The sequence below is a fragment of the uncultured Winogradskyella sp. genome, from assembly GCF_963975125.1.
Taxonomy (GTDB): domain Bacteria; phylum Bacteroidota; class Bacteroidia; order Flavobacteriales; family Flavobacteriaceae; genus Winogradskyella.
The window spans coordinates 18,014-39,010 of record NZ_CAXBGB010000003.1 but is presented as its reverse complement, the minus strand read 5'-3'; the positions used below and the strand labels follow the sequence as shown (position 1 = coordinate 39,010).

Genomic DNA, 20,997 nt, shown 5'->3' with positions numbered 1-20,997 from the left:
TTTATTTAATCAGTTTTTTTAATATCAAGTCTTTTATTCTAAAAGCAAAAACTCTAAATCCTTTAATAAATACAAATAATAAAGTGCCATAAATAGCAGTTACAATGACCGTAATTTGTAAGGCATATATAATAAAGTTTATGAAGTTAGATGATTCCCTATTATAAGCGATATAACTAGCTAAAAAATTAACCAATACGGCAGCTACAATAAATACAATGAATTCTGGTAACATACCTCGCCAATACAGCCAAACACTTTTTTTAAATCCATGTTTATAAAGAAAGTAAGGTTTCCAAATAACAACCATAAGAATAAGACTAACAAGTGTACCAAGTATAATGCCATCAATTCCCCAAATACTTCCAAAAATGTAAGATATCGTAAGATTTATTAAGGCTTCTGTTGCTGCTGCCCATGTATCTTGATAAAGTCCATATGCATTCTTAAATCGTTCTACGGTTGAGCTAATCTGGAAGATAAAGAAGTTTGCAACCAATAATAACAACGTCGTTTTCGCTAAGATATACTTCTCATCTAACCATATAGCTATCAAAGGTTCCATAGTAAAATACATGATTAAGCTAAAAAAGCCTGCAATAAAAAACTGAACAGCCATTAACTCCCAAAAGACTTTGGTGGTGTTTTTTTCATCATCTTCGGCGATTAAATTGCCTACAGCAGATCCTGTACCTGCAAAAGCCATTTTTACTAAACCACCTAATTTAGTGAATATGAGCTGGTAATTACCAAAGAAAGCAACACTTTCTAGACTTACTAATGCAGCTACAAGTATGTTATCTGTACCATTCTTAACAAAAGACCCCATTTTATGCACAAAGACTTGCTTTATCTTTTTAATGATATCTGGATATTCCTTAATTATTTCGGCCTTTTGAATTGAGTTAATAATTAACCAAGGATATTCTTGTTTTATTTTTTTACGAACTACAATACTGTAGATAATACTAAATACTAGCTCTAATATGATATATAAGTAAAAATCTTTAAAATACACTGCTACTATTGCCTGTAGTATGACTCTGATAATATTTAAGGTTTGGAAATACCCTTGAATAATATAGCCCTTTTGATCAGCACCAAATAAACTTTGATGATAGTTGGCAAAATAACTGAGTAAAGTTGAAGATAGAAGTGTGTAAAAAACAAAATAAACTAATAATAAAGAAAAAGAAGTAGTTTCAAACATCATTGGAAAGAAGAGTGATACGATGATGGCAACACCAATAATAGCAATACCTATCCTTTTATATAACACTCCAAGAAGTGCAATTATTTTATTTATTTCTTTGTGGTTTTTATCAAAAATTGGTTTGTATAATGTGAACCCAATGGCGGTTCCAATACCAAGTTCAGCTAAATTTAAAAAACCTAAAACACTTCGTAATGTGGTTTCTAAGCCAATAAATTCAGGGCCTAGATTGTCTAAGAAAAGTTTTCTAGAGAAAAACTGAACGAAAACAGAGGCAATGAAAAAGAAGACACCAACCTTCGCGTTTTTTAATGATTTTTTTACTCTAGACATTTATAATTGTTTCGCTATAAAAATAGCATTCTATTTGCAAGAATATAGATTTTACTTAATAAGTAATAAATCTAGTCCTTTTTATTGTTAATAATATAAACAGCTCACTAAGAGATATTAAAAATAATATCAATATATGGCTGCATATTTACAGGCAATACCGATTATTTTAGTTCCTGAAATAGTGTATGGGAATTATTGGTTTTATTGAGAATTATTTTACCAACAGCATATATAAATTCAAAGTTTATCAAAAATCACAAATATTGAAAACACATTTAAATAAAATAAATCTTAGTTACAATTAAAAACAACGTTTAATCAACTAAGAATTAGATTATTCGAATTACTTCATAGAACATAAATTTCGATTATTACAGTAAATTTGGCTAATGGCAAATATGAAAAAAACCAACATACATCTACTACTTTTTTTGATTAAAAACAGTATTTTACTGTCTAAAATCAATAAATGCGATTAAAAGTAGATATTTTGCGCTCAATGAAATATTTTTTAGGTCTTGATTTGTACGTTTTTATGGCAAAACGAATACTATTAGTTATTATTTTTTTATCACCTCTAGTTTTTCACGCTCAGAGCGTTACTGCATCTACTTTTGGGTTTAATACTAATGACAATAAAAAAGCACTCTACGAAGCTATAAAGAATAATGACACGATTGTAATTGACAAGCAGAATAGTAACTGGTTTGTGTCTCCATTAAAGTTTAGAAACTTAGAAAATAAGACTATTATTTTTGAAAGAGATGTGGTTCTACAAGCTAAGCCTGGTGCGTTTTTAAATACAAGTGATGCTTTATTAAAATTTATTGGTTGCAAGAACATAAAAATTTATGGAAATGGTGCTTTGCTATTAATGAATAAAGAAGAATATATAGATGGTGAGTGGAGAATGGGACTAAGTCTAATGGGTTGTAGTGATGTCTTAGTAGAGAATCTAACAATCTCTAGTTCTGGTGGTGATGGTATTTATATTGATGGTTATAAAGATATACGTTATTCTGAAAATATAATTATTGACAGTATTATCTCTACAAATAATAAAAGGCAAGGCATAAGCATTATAAGCGCCAAAAACGTCTGGGTGAAAAATTCTGTTTTTACAAAAACAAAAGGCACTTTGCCAGAAGCAGGTTTAGATATAGAACCAGACGGAGAAACAGATGTAATAATAAACGTAAATTTTGAACATTGCTCTTTTACAAATAACAATCACTCAGGGATTGTTTTGGGCTTAGACAACTTAACTGATAAGTCTGAACCTGTAAGTATAAATTTTAAAGATTGTTACTTAAGTATGAATCATGATGAATCTAATCGTTATCCGGCAGCAGAGATTATTATTTCTTCTCATCCAGAGTTCCCAGTAAAAGGAAACGTAACATTTAAGGACATTGTTATTGATGGAAGTAATTGGAGATTATTATACACCAGAAAACCAAGTAAAGGGTATCATACATCATTTAAAAACCTTACTGCTATAAATATTGGCAAGCAAAGGGATGATTTAAGTGCCATTTATTTTGAAGTTCCAGATTATTTCAAGTCATCTGGACCTGTTGGTGGGTTTTCTTTTGAAAATATGTATGTAAAGTATAACTCTACATCATCTTTTTTTACCGTGAGAGGATCTAGTTTAGGAACACTTAATGGCATTAAAAATGTTACGGGAGACGTTACCATAGTGAATCCAAATCTCACAGAGTTTATTGAGTATATTAAATATAACTCTAATAAAAATATAAATTTCGATGTCAATTTTACATTACAACAGGACTAAAGTTTTTTTTAATTCTAATTAAATTCAAATTCTTCATACCATTTACTCAAAACAAAAAGCTTCCAGATATTTGGCGTGTGTTTTTTTTTGCCACTCATGTGTTCTTCTAACATCTTTTTAAATTTTTCTACGTTTAAATTAGGAACTTTGTTTAAAAACTCGTCATTAAGCGCTGTCATAAATTCTTCTTTCAGCTCATTTCGCATCCAATTTCCTATAGGTACAGCGAATCCTCTTTTGGGTTGGTTAAATACTTCTTCAGGGATATATTCCTTTAAAATATCTCTTAATATTTTTTTCTGTCTGCCTTTTTCAAATCTAAAATGCATAGGTAGAGTCCTTGCATATTCTATAACTCTATAATCTAAAAAAGGGCTTCTTACTTCAACAGAATAAGCCATACTAGCTCTATCAACTTTTACATTACTATCATTCTCTAACCATAGTTTAATATTTAGATCAGCAGCTTTTTGAAGAAAAATATCAGACCATTTTTTGTAACCTTGATAGTGCTTCATCCAATTCTGATTTTTCTTTTTAAGAAGTAATCCTTTTCTAGAAAAAATATTCTCAATAAAGTCATTTCTGGTTTCAGTAGTTAAAGCATTTCTCACGCGATGGGAATTTAATCTAAATAATTTTAAAAGTGAGGGACGAGATAGAAATTTTCTAATAGGATAGGGTATATCAATAATCCTCTTATTTTTTTCTAGAGAATCAAAATAGGGATAGCCAATAAAACTTTCGTCACCTCCATCACCAGAAAGTGCAACTGTAACGTATTGTTTAGTTATTTTATTTAGCAATAATGAAGGTAGGGCAGAGCTGTCTGCAAATGGTTCATCATATACTTTTGTAAGTGTTGGAATTAATTTTAAGATATCTTCAGGACTACATATTGTAGTAATATGCTTAGAATCGATAATTTCTGCATATTGTTCTGCTATTTTGCTTTCATCGTACTTTGGGTCGTCAAACCCAATAGAAAAAGTGTTGATTTGAGTAGGTGAGACTTTTGCTGCAATACTCGAAACCAATGCAGAGTCTATTCCACCAGATAAAAAGGATCCTATTGGTACATCAGATTGTAATCTTATTTCAACGGCATCAATTAATAAATCATGCAATTCTTTTTTTGCTTCTTCATAAGATATGTCTTTGACTTTTACATCTTTTAAATTCCAATAATCTTTAACAATTAATTCATTGGTATTAAAATCTAACTCCATGTAGTTTCCTGGAGGAAGCTTATGTATATCTTCTGCTATTGTATATGGACTAGGAATAAACATACAGTCTAAAAAAATTGAGATAGCCTCTTTGTTTATCTTCTTATCCTTTAGTAGTGGTCTTATTTGACTGCAAATTTCTAAATCTTTATTATTCCAATAATAATAAAGCGGCTTTACTCCCAATCTATCTCTTGCAGAAAACAACTTATTTGTTGTGGCATCGTATATGCTAAAAGCAAACATGCCATTAATTTTGTCTAAAATAGCTGTTCCCCAATGTTTATAACCGATTAGAAGTACTTCGGTATCGCTTTCAGTCTTAAAATTATAATCTAATTCTAAAAGCTCTTTTTTAATAGCCTTATAGTTATATATCTCACCATTAAAGACAATAGTTAGATTTTCATGTATCATCGGTTGATTAGATCGTGAATCTAAATCTAAAATTGACAAGCGCAGATGTCCAAAGGTGAGGTTTTTAATTTTATCTATACCCATAAAATCAGGCCCTCTAAATGAAATTGAATCTAGTTTCTCTTTTATAACCTTTTCTTCAAAAGGAATATTAGTTAAGTATATACCACACATTTGGTTAGTTTTATGTAAAAAAAAGCAATTTTCTTTTAAAATCAATATCTTTCTTTTAAAAACCGTTTAAAAGAGATTCTCAGTATATAATGTGCGTTTCTTCCAAAATTTTAGAATCATTAATATTATCTGTACCATTCTAATCAAACATTTTTATTAATTTATTCTGATTTATTGTAAGAAAACACTTTTCTATGTTAAATGTCATTTTAGGACATCCATATCATGTATTTCAACGTACATATAGCATGTTTTGTCGATTATAGATTTAATCGTAATCTAATACGTACAAAATATTACATTATATCGAATAATTAAGTATTTAACCTTGTTTGTTGAAATTTATTTTTAAAATTGTTATCAAACCTATAATTATAAAGAACAATTACTTTATGAAAACCCCAAAAAAATTAACTAATATTACTTTTAGTATAGTCCTATTATTTACCCTTTTTTCAACTATAAATTCAAATGCTCAGATTCCCGCTTTTCCAGGTGCAGAAGGCTATGGAAAATATACTGTAGGAGGAAGAGGAGGCGCTATATACGAAGTTACAAATCTTAACGATAGCGGACCTGGCAGTTTTAGAGAAGCGTGTGAAGCTAGTGGTGCTAGAGTTGTAATATTTAAAGTCGGTGGTAGAATAAACCTTACTGGACCAACAATTAAAATATCTAACCCTAATATTACAATAGCAGGACAAACAGCTCCCGGTGATGGTATTATGATAACTAGAGAAGGAATAGATAGACCAGCTTTAGAAATAGATGCAGACGAAGTTATTATTAGATATATCAGGTTTAGACGTTCTACTTCGTATTCGAGTGGCAATAATTCGGATAATGTTTGGGTAAATAGCGGTAATAACTTAATGTTTGACCATTGTTCCTTTGCTTGGTCATCTGATGGTAATTTGGATATAGCCAATTATGATGGTCAACCAGGTAGACCTCCACAAGTTGAATTATCTAACATTTCTATCCAATATTGCATATTCACCAATTCTTACGGTGGTAGTAATAAAACATTTTTAGTATCAAGAGGCCCTACCAATATTAGTTGGTTTAGAAATGCTTGGTTAAGTACAGCAACAAGAAATCCGTCTGTATCAACACCTGTAAATGAAGCTCCTACTTGGGACTGTTATTACGAACATGTAAATAACTTTCATTATGATTATACAAATGGACCATCATATAGTAACAATGACCCGAGTGTAGATGCTGGAATTTATTATGTAAATGTAATAAAAAATCATGCTTTTGAAAATGGTAGTCCGTCACCAACTATTGAAAATTATCCTATTAGTAGTAGAAGATGGTTAAGGGCAGCTACTGTAGGTAATGGCATGGAGATATATGTACAAGATAACATAACTCCATATAGACCAAATGATACTTATGATGAATGGCAAATTGGACAAAATGGAGGAGGCCAAGCTAATCGAAATACCTTGATACCCGAAAATTTAAGAAGCTACACTATAAATAGCACACCAATAATAACAGATAATGTAGCCTTATGGGATGCAACTGATATTTGGGCAAATCTAAGAACTCACGTAGGTGCATCTTTACCCACTAGAGATGCAGAAGACGCTAGAGCTGTTAATGATGTTGATACTGGTGACAGTACAGAAAACAAAGTAACTAATGTTTTTCCTATAATAAATGATGGTACAGCATATACAGATTCAGATAATGACGGAATGCCAGATTTTTGGGAGATTTTAGAGTATGGAAATTTAGATAGTGATGGAGTTGTAGATACTGATGGTGATGGTTATACAGATTTAGAAGAGTTTTTAAATCAAACGGCTAATGGCCAAATTCCAGATACACCAGCTGAGAGTGTTGTGGTAACACCAAGTACAGCGACGTTAAATGTACCAGATACTATAACCTTATCAACAACGTTTACACCTATTAATACATCAAATCAGAGTGGTATTTGGACCTCTAGCGATCCTAGTATTGCGACTGTAGCTTCTAATGGTTTAGTAACTTCAGTTTCAGGAGGTAATGTAATAATTACATTTACATCTAATAGCGGAGGTTTTAGTGATACATCTGTAATTACAGTAACTAATATTGTTATTCCTTTAGATTCAGTTTCTGTAAATCCAACAGATGTTACTTTAGAAGTTGGTGAGAATACAGAACTTGTTGCAACATTAGTTCCTACTAATACAACTGATGCATTAGGAACTTGGACAAGCAGTAATAATTCAATTGCGACTGTAGATGAAAATGGGTTTGTCACTGCTATTAGTGAAGGTCAAGCAGATGTTACATATACTTCAAATAATGCAGGTTTAAGTGCTAGCTCAAGTGTAACTGTAATTGATACCTTTTTTGGAACTTATCAACTTTACAATGCTGCCACAGATATTTTGATTCAAAATATCGTAGGAGATGCAGATATTAATTTAGAGACTGAAGGGAATGAAATTAACTTTAGGAGTATCCCACAAGGTGGAGATAATAATCCTAATGTAGAAAGTGTAAAAGTAGATTGGACAGGTCCATCTGCTGGTACTTGGGTAGAAAGCGGAGCTATATATGCAGGTCTTCCTAACGGTCATGTAGGCTTAAATTTCGAATCTTATATTGTTGAAGAAGGTACCTATAATTTTACAGTGACGTATTACAGTGAGAATGATGCAGGAGGAAATGTTGTTGCGATAGATAGCTTCTCATTAACTTTTTTATTCGATACCTCACTAGTAGCAAATGCTGGTATCGATCAATCTATATGCGTAGGGGAGACTACTACGCTAACTGCTACTGGTGGTACAAATTTTTTATGGAGCACAGGTGAAACAACAGCTTCCATAAATGTTATACCAACACAAACAACAACATATATAGTAACGGTTTCTAATGATCAGGGAGAAGAGGATGTAGATGATGTTACTGTTAATGTTAACGAAATTCCAACAGCAGATGCAGGTGAAGATCAAACGATTTGCGATGGTGAAACAATTGCATTGACAGCTTCTGGTGGAGCAGAGTACCTATGGAGCACAGGTGAAACAACAGCTTCAATATTAGTAAACCCTAGTGTTGAAACTATTTATAGCGTAGATGTTATTTCTAATAATTGCTCGAGTACAGATAATGTAACAGTTTTTGTAAATGAAGCACCAGATATTTTGGTTAGTGATGATATTGTAATTATTGAAGGGGAAAGTACAAACTTAATTGTAAGCGGCGCTGAAACCTACCTTTGGAATACTGGTGAAACATCTAGTACTATTTTTGTAAGCCCAACTCAAACTACAACTTATACTGTTATAGGTACAGGTACAACAAATACCTGTTCAGCTCAGGCTCAGGTTACAGTAATTGTTGAAGAGCTTTTTGAGGCTTCTGCTGGTGCAGACGAACGTGTTTGTGAAAATTACTCCTACGAAGTTGTTTTAACAGCCAATTTAGGTGATAGTTATTTATGGAATACTGGAGAAACATCTCAAAGTATAACAGTTAGTCCTTTTTCAACTTCAACTTATACAGTTACTGTGACCCAAGGAACACAAGAAGATACAGATGACGTTACAGTATATGTAGATCCCAATCCTAATGTAGTCATTGTAAACGGTGATAATATAGATATTATGGATGGAGATTTTGTTACGTTATCAGCTTCTGGTGCTAATACATATGAATGGAACAATGGAGCAACACAACCTAATATTGCTGTTAGTCCGTCGGTAACTACGACCTATGAGGTTAGAGGTTATATAGGTGATTGCTATGATGAAAAGCAGATTATTATAAACGTTATACCAGAAGTTATTGCAGATGCAGGTGAAGATGTTTTAATATGCTTAGAAGAAGTAGCAACGTTAACAGCCTCTGGTGGTGATGACTATGAATGGAGTACAGGTGAAACTACCCAAACCATACAGGTATCACCAACAGTAACAACTGAATATTCAGTTACTGTATTTAATGCCCTAGACTTTGATGAAGATTCTGTAATAGTAGAAGTAGATGCGGATTGTGAAGAAGAACAACCAGAAGTACCAATTGGAGAACCACAAGATTTTGCCTTTGATGTATTCCCAAATCCAGCTTCAGATATTGTAAATGTAAAACTTTCGGGATCAAATAGTTTAACCAATGTTTATTTATACGATATCACTGGAAAATTGATACATAGTGCTAGGATTTCTAATGAAGACCTAAGTAACTCATCAATTACACAAATTGATGTGAGCGCTCTACAAACAGGTATGTATTATATAAAGCTAGTGGATATAAGTAGAGAGATATCTAAGAAGTTAATCGTGAATTAAGTTTTTATAATTATAGAAATAAAATAAAGGCACTACTGTTTTAAACTGTAGTGCCTTTTATATTTATAGACTCAACTAAATTTAAGAATGTAAATTTTATTTTCCTATAGAGGAGTATTCAAAACCAATTTTTGTCATTTCATCTTTATCAAGAATATTTCTACCATCAAAAATGAATGCAGGTTTTTTCATATTGTCATATATTTTCTGCCAATCGTAAGCTTTAAATTCATCCCATTCTGTCATAATAGCAATGGCATGCGCATCTTTTATAGTTTCGTATGCATTATCGTGAGATTTTACAAGTTCACTATTTTCTTCTGTAGAACGTGTTTCTAAGTAATTTAAGTCTGCTTGTACTTTTTTACTAGACACTTTAGGGTCATAAACAGCAATGTTAGCACGTTCACTCAACAAGTGGTCTGCAACATAAATAGCGGCAGATTCTCTAGTATCATTTGTGTCCTTTTTAAAAGCCCATCCAAGCATTGCTATTTTCTTGCCAGAAACAGTATTATATAAAGTACTAATTAGATTGTCAGAAAAACGTCTTTTTTGATGATCATTTAAAATGATAACTTGTTCCCAATAATCTGCTACAGCATTTAAATTGTAGCTTCGAGCGATATACACTAAGTTCAATATATCTTTTTGAAAACATGAACCACCAAAACCAATAGATGCATTTAAAAACTTAGAGCCAATTCTAGAATCCATACCAATTGCTTTTGCAACTTCATTTACATTGGCCTCTGTATGCTCACATAACTCTGAAATCGCATTTATAGAAGAAATTCTTTGTGCTAAAAAAGCATTAGCTGTAAGTTTTGATAGCTCAGAAGACCAAACATTAGTTCTTAATATTCTATCATTAGAAACCCAACTTCCGTAAATATTAGCTAAGCTATCTATAGCCTTTTCAGATTCGCCACCAATTAAAACACGATCTGGATTTAATAAATCCTGGATTGCAGTTCCTTCTGCTAAAAATTCTGGGTTAGATAAGATTTCAAATTTAACATCACTTCCTGTATTGTGAAGAATACTTTTTATGGCTTGAGCAGTTCTTACAGGTAAAGTAGATTTTTCTACAACAATCTTATCTGTTGTAGCAACTTCAGCAATATTTCTAGCACATAGCTCTACATATTTTAAATCTGCAGCCATGCCTTTACCTTTACCATAGGTTTTGGTAGGTGTGTTTACTGAAATAAAAATCATTTCAGATTCATCAATCGCTTTGTCAATCTCAGTCGAAAAAAATAGATTTTTTCCTCGAGTTTCTTCAACAATTTCTGCTAATCCAGGTTCGTATATTGGTAAATTAGACACATCTTCATCATTCCAAGCTGCAATACGTTCCGCGTTAATATCTACGATAGTGACTTTTATGTTTGGATTCTTTTTTGCAATTACTGCCATAGTTGGTCCACCAACGTATCCTGCACCAATGCAACAAACCTTTGTTATGTTCATAGTTTTAAGTTTATTTGATTTGGGTTTCTTGTTTTAAATGACAACAAATTTGCACGAAATAATCTAATTCTTCTAAATTTTTATACTAACGACATGTTTTTACGATAAACTTCATACCTATAGAAAAAGAAACATAAACCATCGTTAAAATACTTTAGTATTAATTGTAATACCCTTTAAACCAATCTATAAAAGATTTCACACCAACTTTAATGGATGTGTTTGGACTATAGTCATAATCCTTTATCAACTGATCTACATCAGCCCATGTACGTTCTACATCACCTGGTTGCATTGGCAACATATTTTTAGTAGCAACTTTATCTAGATTGAACTCAATCTCTTTTATAAAATCTAATAATTTAACAGAGTTATTATTACCTATATTATAGACTTTATAATAGTTATTAGTATTTATTCTACTTTGTGGTGATTTTTCAATAATTCTAACAACCCCTTCTACAATATCATCTATATAAGTAAAATCGCGTTCCATGTTTCCATGGTTAAAAACCTTTATAGGTCTGTCGTTTACAATAGCATCTGTAAATAAGAACATTGCCATATCTGGTCGTCCCCATGGACCATAAACGGTAAAAAATCTTAACCCTGTAGTTGGTATTTTAAATAAATGACTATAGGTATGTGCCATTAATTCATTGCTTTTCTTTGTAGCTGCATAAAGACTGATTGGGTAATCTACATTATCGTCTGTAGAGAACGGTATTTTTTTGTTAAGACCGTAAACACTAGAGCTACTTGCATAAACGAGATGTTTTATATCGTTGTGTCTGCAGCATTCTAGTATGTTAAGAAAGCCTACCAAATTAGAATCTACATAAGTCTCAGGATTCTCTATACTATATCTTACACCTGCCTGTGCAGCAAGGTTACATACAATGTCAAATTTTTCTTTTTTGAATAATTTTGGAAGTTCTTCTCTATTTTCGAGATTCATTCTTACAAACGAAAAAACTTTATCTTTACTGTTACAGATTGTATTAAATACTTCAGCTTCATTTTTGTTAACTCCAAGTTCTTTTAGTCTTGAAAACTTTAAGTTAACATCGTAATAATCGTTTATATTGTCTAGACCTATAACTTGATGACCTTTAGCCAAAAGTATTTTAGACACATAGAATCCAATAAAACCTGCAGCTCCAGTTACTAATACTTTCATATTTTTGTATTTACTATTTTAGATATTACTTCAAAGATGAAAATTTAGATTGAAATGTCTAAATTTTAAACGTAACAATTTCAATAAATTAGATATCTGTATAATTAATATCGAGGAGTGTCGCAAGTGAATCACAATTTTTTATGGTAAGCTCCATATCACGTTCTTTGTAGCTATTATCTAAATGATACACTTTACAAGAGTCTAATTCAGTATCACTCTTAGAAAAATCTACACTGCCATATTTTATTAAATTAGTAATCGTTAGAGTATCTAATTGATAATTACTAATAAAAGTTGAAGCCTTTTCAGAATAGGATAAAGGCTTGTAACTTATGTTTTTTACTGTTCTTGCACTTGGCCCATAATCGCAAGATGCATCTTTACCATTTAAAAAAAACATAAGAATAACAAGACCAATGGTAAAACCTCCAAGATAATAGCCTAAACGATGTACAAATTTCATAGTATTTCCTACCAAAGTAGGTATCTGTTATAAGTTAAACAAAAGGCAAATATACTATTAATAGCTTAAGTTTTGGTGCTTTAAAAAATTAATAAGTTGGCATCATTGTAGTCTAAGCCAAACCATTCTGCAACAGATTTGTTAGTTAATATACCGTGGTAAAAATATAACCCATTTTTTAACCCTCTATCAAATCGAAGCGCATTTTCTATACCACCATATTCGCCAATTTCTAAGAGGTATGGAGTAAAGATATTACTAATAGATACTGAGGCAGTTCTCGAATAACGAGCAGGTATATTAGGTACACAATAATGAATTACTCCATTATAATCAAAAGTCGGATGATCGTGTGTGGTGACTTCGCTAGTTTCAAAGCAACCTCCCATATCAATGCTTACATCAATTATTACCGAACCGCTTTTCATATGATCTACCATACTTTCTGTAACTACAATTGGCGATCTATTACTACCTCTTACTGCACCAATTGCAACATCGCATCGTTTTAGTGCCTTTAAAAGGTTTTTTGGTTGCATAGTAGATGTGTAGATGGTTCTACCCAAGTTGTTTTGAAGACAGCGCAATTTAGTAATTGAGCTATCAAATACTTTTACATTAGCGCCTAAACCAATTGCAGATCTTGCAGCAAATTCGCCAACTGTACCAGCTCCTAAAATAATAACTTCGGTTGGTGGTACACCATTAATATTACCCATCATTAATCCGTTACCTCCATTTACATTAGAGAGTAACTCAGAGGCAATTAGAATAGAAGCTGTACCTGCAATCTCACTTAAAGAGCGAACCGCTGGATAAGCACCATCTTCGTCTTTAATATATTCAAATGCTAGGGCTGTAATACGTTTTTTTGCTAAAGCTTCAAAATATGTTTTGCTTTGTGTTTTAATTTGCAACGCAGAAATTAAAATAGTTTGCGGATTAATAAGTTTTATCTCATCTAAAGATGGTGGTTCTACTTTAAGAATCATTGGGCAAGAGTACACTTTAGCTGTGTCTTTAGTGACTTCTGCACCTGCTTCACTATAATCTTTATCTATAAAATTAGATCCTTCACCTGCACCAGACTCAAGTAATACACGATGACCATTGGCAGTTAATGCAGATACAGCATCTGGTGTTAAACAGACGCGTTTTTCTTGAAAGTGTGTTTCTTTAGGAATACCTATAAAAAGTTCTCCTTTTTGTTTAAAAATCTCTAGAGTTTCTTCTTGTGGTAATAATTGGGCTTTGGTAAAGGGTGATAACGGTTTACTCATCTAGTCAGTTAATTTTATAGTAACTGCAATATAACGAAATGCTATAAATATTTACTAGAATTAATACAACTCAAATTACGAATAAAATTTCGATTCTTAAACCAGTTGTGCATTTTAATGTTTAATACGCAATTCGATTGATTTTGATAAAAACTGTAATTCTACAAGATCAGTGTAACTACTGAGAACCCATTTTACCTAGAATTTTAATGTTTAAATTGAGGAGTTATAAATTTTAACCTAAAAATACTGTTTAATCTTGCCCCAAAATGTACTTGGCTTAATCATAAACTCTTCTTCGAGTTCCTCAAGAGTTTTATCTGCATCATTTAATTTATTAAACATTTTGGCTCTAATTAGATAAATGGAAGGAATAACAATAGCCATCACTGGAACAAGATATAATTTTTGCTCATCGGTATCTGCAAATACATTATCATCATTAATAATAATAATCAATTGATAAATATACATCGCCATAGGGACTAATAAGGCATGGTACCACCAGTGTCGGTTGGTTAAAAACCATAACGTAATAAAAATAAGTGGAATTAATTTTGTAGTTATTGTCCAAGCGAACACTTGAACATTCTCATAGTAAGTACTATCATAAGTGAACCAAGAAGTGCTCCAAGTTTTAACACTTGGAACACTTTCATAAATTGTAAATAAAAAGGGTGAAAATGCTAAAAATGTAGCAATTAGACTCCCTAAAATTAGAGACTTGTTACTATTTCCCTTGTCCAGGGATTTTGATAAGCCTTTTGTCAACTTGTGATGTAGTTTGTCCATTTAAGTCAATAATGTTAGTTGCTTGTACAGTAAATAACATTCCTCCGAAAATAGCAATTGCTAGAATTAATTTTTTTGATTTCATAATTTAAGGGATTTAATTAATTAATTACTACAAATGTATAGCGCATAAAGCGTCTGTAAAAATCAATTAGTGTTAAAATCCAAGAAATTTTGAGGTTTCAATTACGGTTTTTCCGTAACTAGCACACTATTTTTATAAGAATGTAAGTGAAATTTTGTTTAAAATTTCGGTTCTGTCATAGCACTGTTTTTGGTTAAATTTTCTGTTTCTATGGTTAATTTGAGGGATCTTTTATTGTCGCTTAGATTAGTTATAGTAATGTTTTGAGCATCTTTTGGCAATAATTCTTCTATACGCTCTGGCCACTCTATAAATAACCAATTATTACTATTAAAATAATCTTCTATACCAAAATTATAAGCTTCTTCTATAGATTCTATCCTATAGAAGTCAAAATGATAAATGATATCATCTGGTATTGCATATTCGTTTACAATAGAAAATGTTGGGCTCGTAGCAACATCTTTACTATGCATGGCTTTTAAAAGCGCATTAATAAATGTGGTTTTACCTGCTCCCATAGATCCGTTAAACAAAAGGATTTTAGAATCTAAATGCTCTAAAACATCTGTTGCAATGGCATCAATGTTATTTAAATGGTATGTAAACTCAATGCTTTTCAATACTATTAAATTGTAAATTGGAATACAATAGTAGTAATAAATATTTGCAAATCCTAGAAAAAAGTGTATTTCATCGGATATTTTTGCATTTTAAAGAGATTTGTATTAAGATTTAGATTCTTAAAATGCTGTAGTTAAGAATTTTAATTGCCATAAATTTACCAATTATGTTTTGTGTAGTACTGCCTAAAGAAAACATTAGTGTATTTATGCCAAAAAAAAAAAATTAAATCTGCTACTTAGGATCTAAAACCACAAAAGGAATAATCATTTCCTCCAAAGACACTCCACCATGCTGATATGTGTTTCTGTAATAATTTACGTAATGATTAAAGTTATTTGGATACGCTAAAAACAAATCGCCTTTTGCAAATATAAATGAGCTACTCATTGTAAGTGCTGGTAAATGAACAGTTTTTGGGTCTTTAATAGCAAGCACATCTTTATCTTTATAGGTTAAGCTTCGTCCTGTTTTATAGCGCAGATTAAGACTTGTGTCTCTATCGCCAATAACTTTAGAGGGTGCTTTTACATTTATAGTACCATGATCTGTTGTTAAAATTAATTTGAAACCTAACTGCTGAGACAGTTGTATCATTTCTAATAACGGGGAATTCTTAAACCAACTCACAGTAAGTGAGCGATACGCTTTATCGTTTGATGCTAATTCTTTTACAACTTCCATTTCGGTTTTAGAGTGGGAGAGCATATCCACAAAATTATAGACTACAACATTTAAATCGTTATCCTTTAAAGACCTAAAATTTTCAACCAATTTTTTACCAGCTCTTAAATTTGTGATTTTATGGTACGCGTGCTTAAGATGACCTAGTCCCAAGCGTTTTAATTGTTCTCTTAAAAAATCTCCCTCATGCATGTTTTTACCACCATCATCTGTATCATTTTTCCAATACTGAGGAAATAACTTTTCCATATCTGCTGGCATTAACCCAGAAAATATAGCATTTCGTGCGTATTGTGTAGCAGTAGGTAAGATGCTATAAAAAGATAATTCAGAAGCTTTTTTATAATAATTATTTACGATTGGTTCAAAAACTTTCCACTGATCGTATCTTAAATTATCTATAACTATTAATAATGTTGGTTGCTTATCACTAAGTTCGGGCACAATTTTATCTTTAAAAAGCGTGTGAGACATTATTGGTGCATTAGTATTAGGTAGAAACCAATCTTGGTAGTTTTTTTCTATGAACTTACCAAACTGCATATTGGCTTCAGATTTTTGAGATTCTAAAATATCTGTCATCCCAACATCTTCAATGCCTTCGAGTTGCAATTCCCAATACACTAATTTATGATATAAATTTACCCATTCTTCATAAGAGTTCACCATAGTTAAATCCATAGCAATCTTTCTAAATTCCTGTTGGTAATTAGAAGTTGTCTTTTCAGATACCAATCGGGAGTGATCCAAATTCTTTTTTAAACTCAATAAAATCTGATTCGGATTTACGGGTTTAATTAAATAATCAGCAATTTTGTTACCTATAGCTTCTTCCATAATATATTCCTCTTCACTTTTGGTAATCATTACCACAGGCAGGTTGGCACGTCGTTCTTTAATTTCGTTTAAAGTTTCGAGACCAGTTAGTCCTGGCATATTCTCATCTAAAAAAACAATATCAAAATTAGTATCGTTAATAATCTCTAAGGCTTCAGTACCACTTTGGCATGTTGTAACAACATATTGTCTTTTTTCTAAAAAGAGAATATGTGGCTTTAATAAATCGATTTCATCGTCAACCCAGAGAATATTTATCATGTTATGGTATATTTGTTTTCTAATTTGAAATTTTACATTTTGCCTACTAATAATAAGCTTAAAATATTTAACGATCCAATTTACGGATTTATTACTATTCCTAATTCTTTAGTTTTCGATCTTATACAACATAAATATTTTCAAAGACTACGTCGTGTAAGTCAAATGGGATTATCCTATTTAGTGTATCCTGGTGCACATCACACCCGTTTTCATCATGCCTTAGGTAGTATGCATCTAATGCAAAAAGCGATCAATGTACTTCGTTTTAAGGGAGTTGAAATTTCTGAAGATGAAGAAAACGGATTACTAATCGCTATTTTATTACACGATATTGGCCATGGTCCATTCTCGCACGCCATGGAACACAGTATAGTAAATAACATTTCTCACGAAGAAATTTCGCTTCGTTTTATGCAAGAACTCAATACAGAGTTTAACGGAAATTTAACGTTAGCCATTTCTATATTTAGAGGAGAATATCCTCGTAAATTTATGTGTCAGTTAATATCTAGCCAACTAGATATGGATAGAGCTGATTATTTAAAGCGCGATAGTTTCTATACAGGAGTTGCAGAAGGTAATATTAATAGTGAACGTTTAATTACCATGCTCAATGTTGTTAACGACCGATTAGTTGTTGAAGAAAAAGGTATTTATAGTGTAGAAAAATTTTTAGTAGCTCGTAGTTTTATGTATTGGCAAGTATATTTACATAAAACAGGTGTTGTTGCAGAGCAATTATTAATGCGAATTTTAAAACGAGCAAAAGAATTGGTGCAACAAAAAATAGAACTAAATTGCAGCAAGTCTTTGTTTTATTTTCTTAATTCTGAAATAAACGCAGATAGCTTTAATACCAAAACCCTAGAAATTTTTGCTAAACTCGATGATTATGATATCGTAGCCGCAATGAAAGACTGGCAATATCACGAAGATTTTGTGCTGAGTAATCTCTGTGAAATGATTATTAATAGAGATTTATTAAAAATAAAGTTGAAAAATAAACCTATTAAGACATCAGAGTTAATTGCGCATTCAAACCTATTGATGGACAAATACGCCATTTCTAAAACTGAAGCAGATTATTTTGTGTTTAAAGGCGAGATAACAAATTTAGCTTACCAGAATAAAAATCAGCATATTAACATTCTTTTAAAGTCAGGAAAAATAAAGGATATCGTAAAAGCTTCGGATCAATTAAACTTAAAAGCACTGAGTAAACCAGTAACAAAATATTATATGTGCTATCCTAAAAACAAAATGTGATACATTTTTTCTATTTTTGCGGAAAGTAACTGACACTTTAAAATCAATTAATTGAAACATTCATATCCAAAACTTAAAATTTTAAGGGAATCATTATTAGTAATGTTCCATGTGGCCGTTGAAAAACAATTGATATAAACACATGAAATTCACAGCAGAACAAATCGCAGGTATTTTAGAAGGCATTGTAGTTGGCGACTCAAATATTGAAGTTTATAAATTGTCTAAAATCGAAGAAGGAACACAAGGATCCTTAACTTTTTTATCCAATCCAAAATATACACCTTATATATATACAACTGAGGCATCTGTAACTATTGTAAATTCAGATTTTGAGCCAGAGAACCCAATTGTAACAACACTTATTAAAGTTGAAGATGCCTATGAAGGGTTTTCAAAGTTGTTAGAATATTACAATCAGATTAAATTAAATAAATCTGGCATTGAACAACCTAGTTATATTTCAGAAACAACTAATAGTCCAGACGATATTTATATTGGTGCATTCGCTTACATAGGAGAAAATGTAGTGATTGGTAAAAATGTAAAGATTTTCCCTAACGCTTATATTGGTGATAATGTGAAACTAGGTGATAATACTGTGATTTTCTCAGGAGGAAAAATCTATGCAGATTGTATTATTGGTAATAACTGTGTTATAAACTCTGGTGCAATAATCGGAGCAGATGGTTTTGGATTTGCTCCGAGTAAAAATGGAAAGTATTCTAAAATCCCTCAGATAGGAAACGTAATTATAGAAGACTATGTAGATATTGGTGCTGGTACAACTATAGATAGGGCTACTATGGGTTCTACGATTATTGGGTATGGTGTTAAGTTAGATAACCAAATACAAATTGCACATAATGTAGAAATTGGAAAAAACACTGTAATTGCAGCACAAACAGGTGTAGCTGGTTCTACTAAAATAGGTGAAGGATGCTTAATTGGCGGACAAGTTGGCATTGCTGGTCATTTAGTTATTGGAAATAATGTTAGAATACAAGCGCAATCTGGTATTGGTAGAAATGTTAAAGATGATGAAATCTTACAAGGCTCTCCAGCTATTACGTATGGTGATTATAACAAGTCTTATGTTTATTTTAAAAACTTACCTAAGATTGTTAAAAATATAAATGAATTAGAAAAAAAAGTAGATGGCAATAATTAAAACGGAAACGAAACAAAAAACCATTGAAAAGGAAGTTACGCTAAAAGGCGTTGGACTTCATACAGGCGACAATGTTAAACTGGTGTTTAAACCAGGAACAGAAAATACTGGATTTGTATTTCAACGTATAGATTTGGAAGGAAGCCCAAAAATTGAAGCTGATGCTAACTATGTAACAAATACACAACGTGGCACTTGTCTCGAGAGAAATGGAGTAACAATTCAAACTTGCGAACATGTTTTAGCAGCTTTAGTAGGTTTAGATATCGATAATGCTATTATAGAATTAAATGCGTCTGAGCCACCGATTATGGATGGCTCATCAAAGTTCTTTGTAGAAGCGTTAGAAGAAGCTGGTGTTGTAGAACAAGATGAGTTTAGAGAAGAATATCAGGTCACTGAAGTTGTTTCCTATTCTGATGAAGAAACAGGAAGTGAGATAATTTTAATGCCTTCAAACTCCTATCAAGTAACTACCATGGTAGATTTTGGCACAAAAGTTTTAGGAACTCAAAATGCTACGATGAATTCGGTTAAAGATTTTAAAACCAATATAGCAGATGCCAGAACCTTTAGTTTTTTGCACGAAATTGAAATGCTTCTAGAGAATGGATTAATAAAAGGTGGTGACTTAAATAATGCTATTGTCTATGTAGATAAAGAGTTATCTCCTGAAACAATGGAAAAACTTAAAATAGCTTTTAATAAAGATAAAATTGCTATAAAGCCAAATGGTATTTTAGACAACCTAACATTACATTACCCTAATGAAGCAGCAAGACACAAACTCTTAGATGTTGTTGGTGATTTAGCATTGATAGGCACTCGAATTAGAGGGAAAGTTATAGCTAATAAACCAGGGCATTTTGTAAATACACAGTTTGCAAAGAAAATGTCTAAGCTTATAAAGAACGAAAGAAGAAATAATGTTCCGCAAATCGATTTGAATTCAGCCCCTTTAATGGATGTCAATCAAATTATGGATATGTTGCCTCATAGACAACCATTCTTATTATTAGACAAAGTTTACGAGCTGACTGCAAATCATGTTATTGGAATGAAAAATGTCACAATGAATGAAGAGTTCTTCAAAGGACATTTTCCTGGAACTCCTGTAATGCCTGGTGTTTTAATAATAGAAGCAATGGCGCAAACGGGTGGTATTTTAGTGCTAAGCACAGTACCAGATCCAGAAAATTATTTAACATTTTTCATGAAAATGGATAATGTAAAATTTAAACAAAAAGTAGTGCCTGGCGACACCTTAATTTTTAAATGTTCATTAATTACACCAATTAGGCGTGGTATTTGCCATATGCAAGGCTATGCATATACCAATGGTAAATTATGCGCAGAAGCGGAGCTAATGGCTCAAATTTCAAAAATTAAATAAATTATGAACCG

Annotated in this window: 14 protein-coding genes; 5 read left to right on the top strand and 9 right to left on the bottom strand. The window is 31.7% G+C overall.

Going from position 1 to position 20,997, the window contains the following annotated elements; genetic code table 11:
• Position 1 precedes the first annotated feature (1 nt).
• Entirely contained in the window at positions 2-1,546 is a 1,545-nt protein-coding gene (locus tag AAC053_RS00975; protein WP_339751686.1) for a hypothetical protein, read from the bottom strand.
• A gap of 472 nt (positions 1,547-2,018) precedes the next feature.
• On the opposite strand from AAC053_RS00975, the gene AAC053_RS00970 reads away from it, so the two are divergent.
• Complete coding sequence (locus AAC053_RS00970) at positions 2,019-3,347, top strand: right-handed parallel beta-helix repeat-containing protein (RefSeq protein WP_339751685.1); 1,329 nt, start codon at positions 2,019-2,021, stop codon at positions 3,345-3,347.
• A 14-nt stretch (positions 3,348-3,361) separates the two neighbouring features.
• Here the strand turns inward: AAC053_RS00970 and asnB are convergent, their stop codons facing one another.
• Complete coding sequence (gene asnB, locus AAC053_RS00965; protein WP_339751682.1) at positions 3,362-5,167, bottom strand: asparagine synthase (glutamine-hydrolyzing); 1,806 nt, start codon at positions 5,165-5,167, stop codon at positions 3,362-3,364.
• A 392-nt stretch (positions 5,168-5,559) separates the two neighbouring features.
• Between asnB and AAC053_RS00960 the strand changes: the two genes are divergently transcribed.
• Positions 5,560-9,468, top strand: a complete 3,909-nt coding sequence (locus AAC053_RS00960) for an Ig-like domain-containing protein (protein ID WP_339751680.1) — start codon at positions 5,560-5,562, stop codon at positions 9,466-9,468.
• Between the two features lie 96 nt (positions 9,469-9,564).
• Here AAC053_RS00960 and AAC053_RS00955 read toward each other — a convergent pair whose 3' ends face one another.
• The 7 genes from AAC053_RS00955 to AAC053_RS00925 form a co-directional block, all read right to left on the bottom strand.
• Complete coding sequence (locus AAC053_RS00955) at positions 9,565-10,944, bottom strand: nucleotide sugar dehydrogenase (RefSeq protein ID WP_339751678.1); 1,380 nt, start codon at positions 10,942-10,944, stop codon at positions 9,565-9,567.
• Positions 10,945-11,104: 160 nt separating this feature from the next.
• On the bottom strand, positions 11,105-12,124 hold the full coding sequence (locus AAC053_RS00950) for an NAD-dependent epimerase (protein WP_339751676.1): 1,020 nt from the start codon (positions 12,122-12,124) through the stop codon (positions 11,105-11,107).
• An 88-nt stretch (positions 12,125-12,212) separates the two neighbouring features.
• Positions 12,213-12,590 carry a hypothetical protein gene (locus AAC053_RS00945; protein ID WP_339751673.1) on the bottom strand — a complete coding sequence of 126 codons (378 nt, stop codon included), beginning with the start codon at positions 12,588-12,590 and terminating at the stop codon, positions 12,213-12,215.
• A gap of 80 nt (positions 12,591-12,670) precedes the next feature.
• A complete protein-coding gene (locus AAC053_RS00940; protein WP_339751671.1) occupies positions 12,671-13,870 on the bottom strand; it encodes an alanine dehydrogenase in 1,200 nt (399 codons plus the stop codon).
• Between the two features lie 240 nt (positions 13,871-14,110).
• The gene (locus tag AAC053_RS00935; protein ID WP_339751669.1) at positions 14,111-14,662 is read right to left on the bottom strand and encodes a hypothetical protein; all 552 of its coding nucleotides are present in this window, start codon (positions 14,660-14,662) and stop codon (positions 14,111-14,113) included.
• A 243-nt stretch (positions 14,663-14,905) separates the two neighbouring features.
• Positions 14,906-15,370 carry a tRNA (adenosine(37)-N6)-threonylcarbamoyltransferase complex ATPase subunit type 1 TsaE gene (gene tsaE, locus AAC053_RS00930; RefSeq protein ID WP_339751667.1) on the bottom strand — a complete coding sequence of 155 codons (465 nt, stop codon included), beginning with the start codon at positions 15,368-15,370 and terminating at the stop codon, positions 14,906-14,908.
• Positions 15,371-15,605: 235 nt separating this feature from the next.
• Positions 15,606-17,153, bottom strand: coding sequence for a bifunctional response regulator/alkaline phosphatase family protein (locus AAC053_RS00925; RefSeq protein WP_339751665.1), 1,548 nt, complete (start codon positions 17,151-17,153; stop codon positions 15,606-15,608).
• Between the two features lie 39 nt (positions 17,154-17,192).
• Here AAC053_RS00925 and AAC053_RS00920 point away from each other — a divergent pair, with 39 nt between their 5' ends.
• From AAC053_RS00920 to AAC053_RS00910, 3 genes are all read left to right on the top strand, one after another.
• Positions 17,193-18,422 carry an HD domain-containing protein gene (locus AAC053_RS00920; RefSeq protein ID WP_339751663.1) on the top strand — a complete coding sequence of 410 codons (1,230 nt, stop codon included), beginning with the start codon at positions 17,193-17,195 and terminating at the stop codon, positions 18,420-18,422.
• A 142-nt stretch (positions 18,423-18,564) separates the two neighbouring features.
• Positions 18,565-19,593 carry a UDP-3-O-(3-hydroxymyristoyl)glucosamine N-acyltransferase gene (lpxD, locus tag AAC053_RS00915; protein ID WP_339751661.1) on the top strand — a complete coding sequence of 343 codons (1,029 nt, stop codon included), beginning with the start codon at positions 18,565-18,567 and terminating at the stop codon, positions 19,591-19,593.
• The gene (locus AAC053_RS00910; RefSeq protein WP_339751658.1) at positions 19,580-20,986 is read left to right on the top strand and encodes a bifunctional UDP-3-O-[3-hydroxymyristoyl] N-acetylglucosamine deacetylase/3-hydroxyacyl-ACP dehydratase; all 1,407 of its coding nucleotides are present in this window, start codon (positions 19,580-19,582) and stop codon (positions 20,984-20,986) included. Before lpxD ends, AAC053_RS00910 begins: the two co-directional genes overlap by 14 nt.
• Positions 20,987-20,997: the final 11 nt, after the last annotated feature.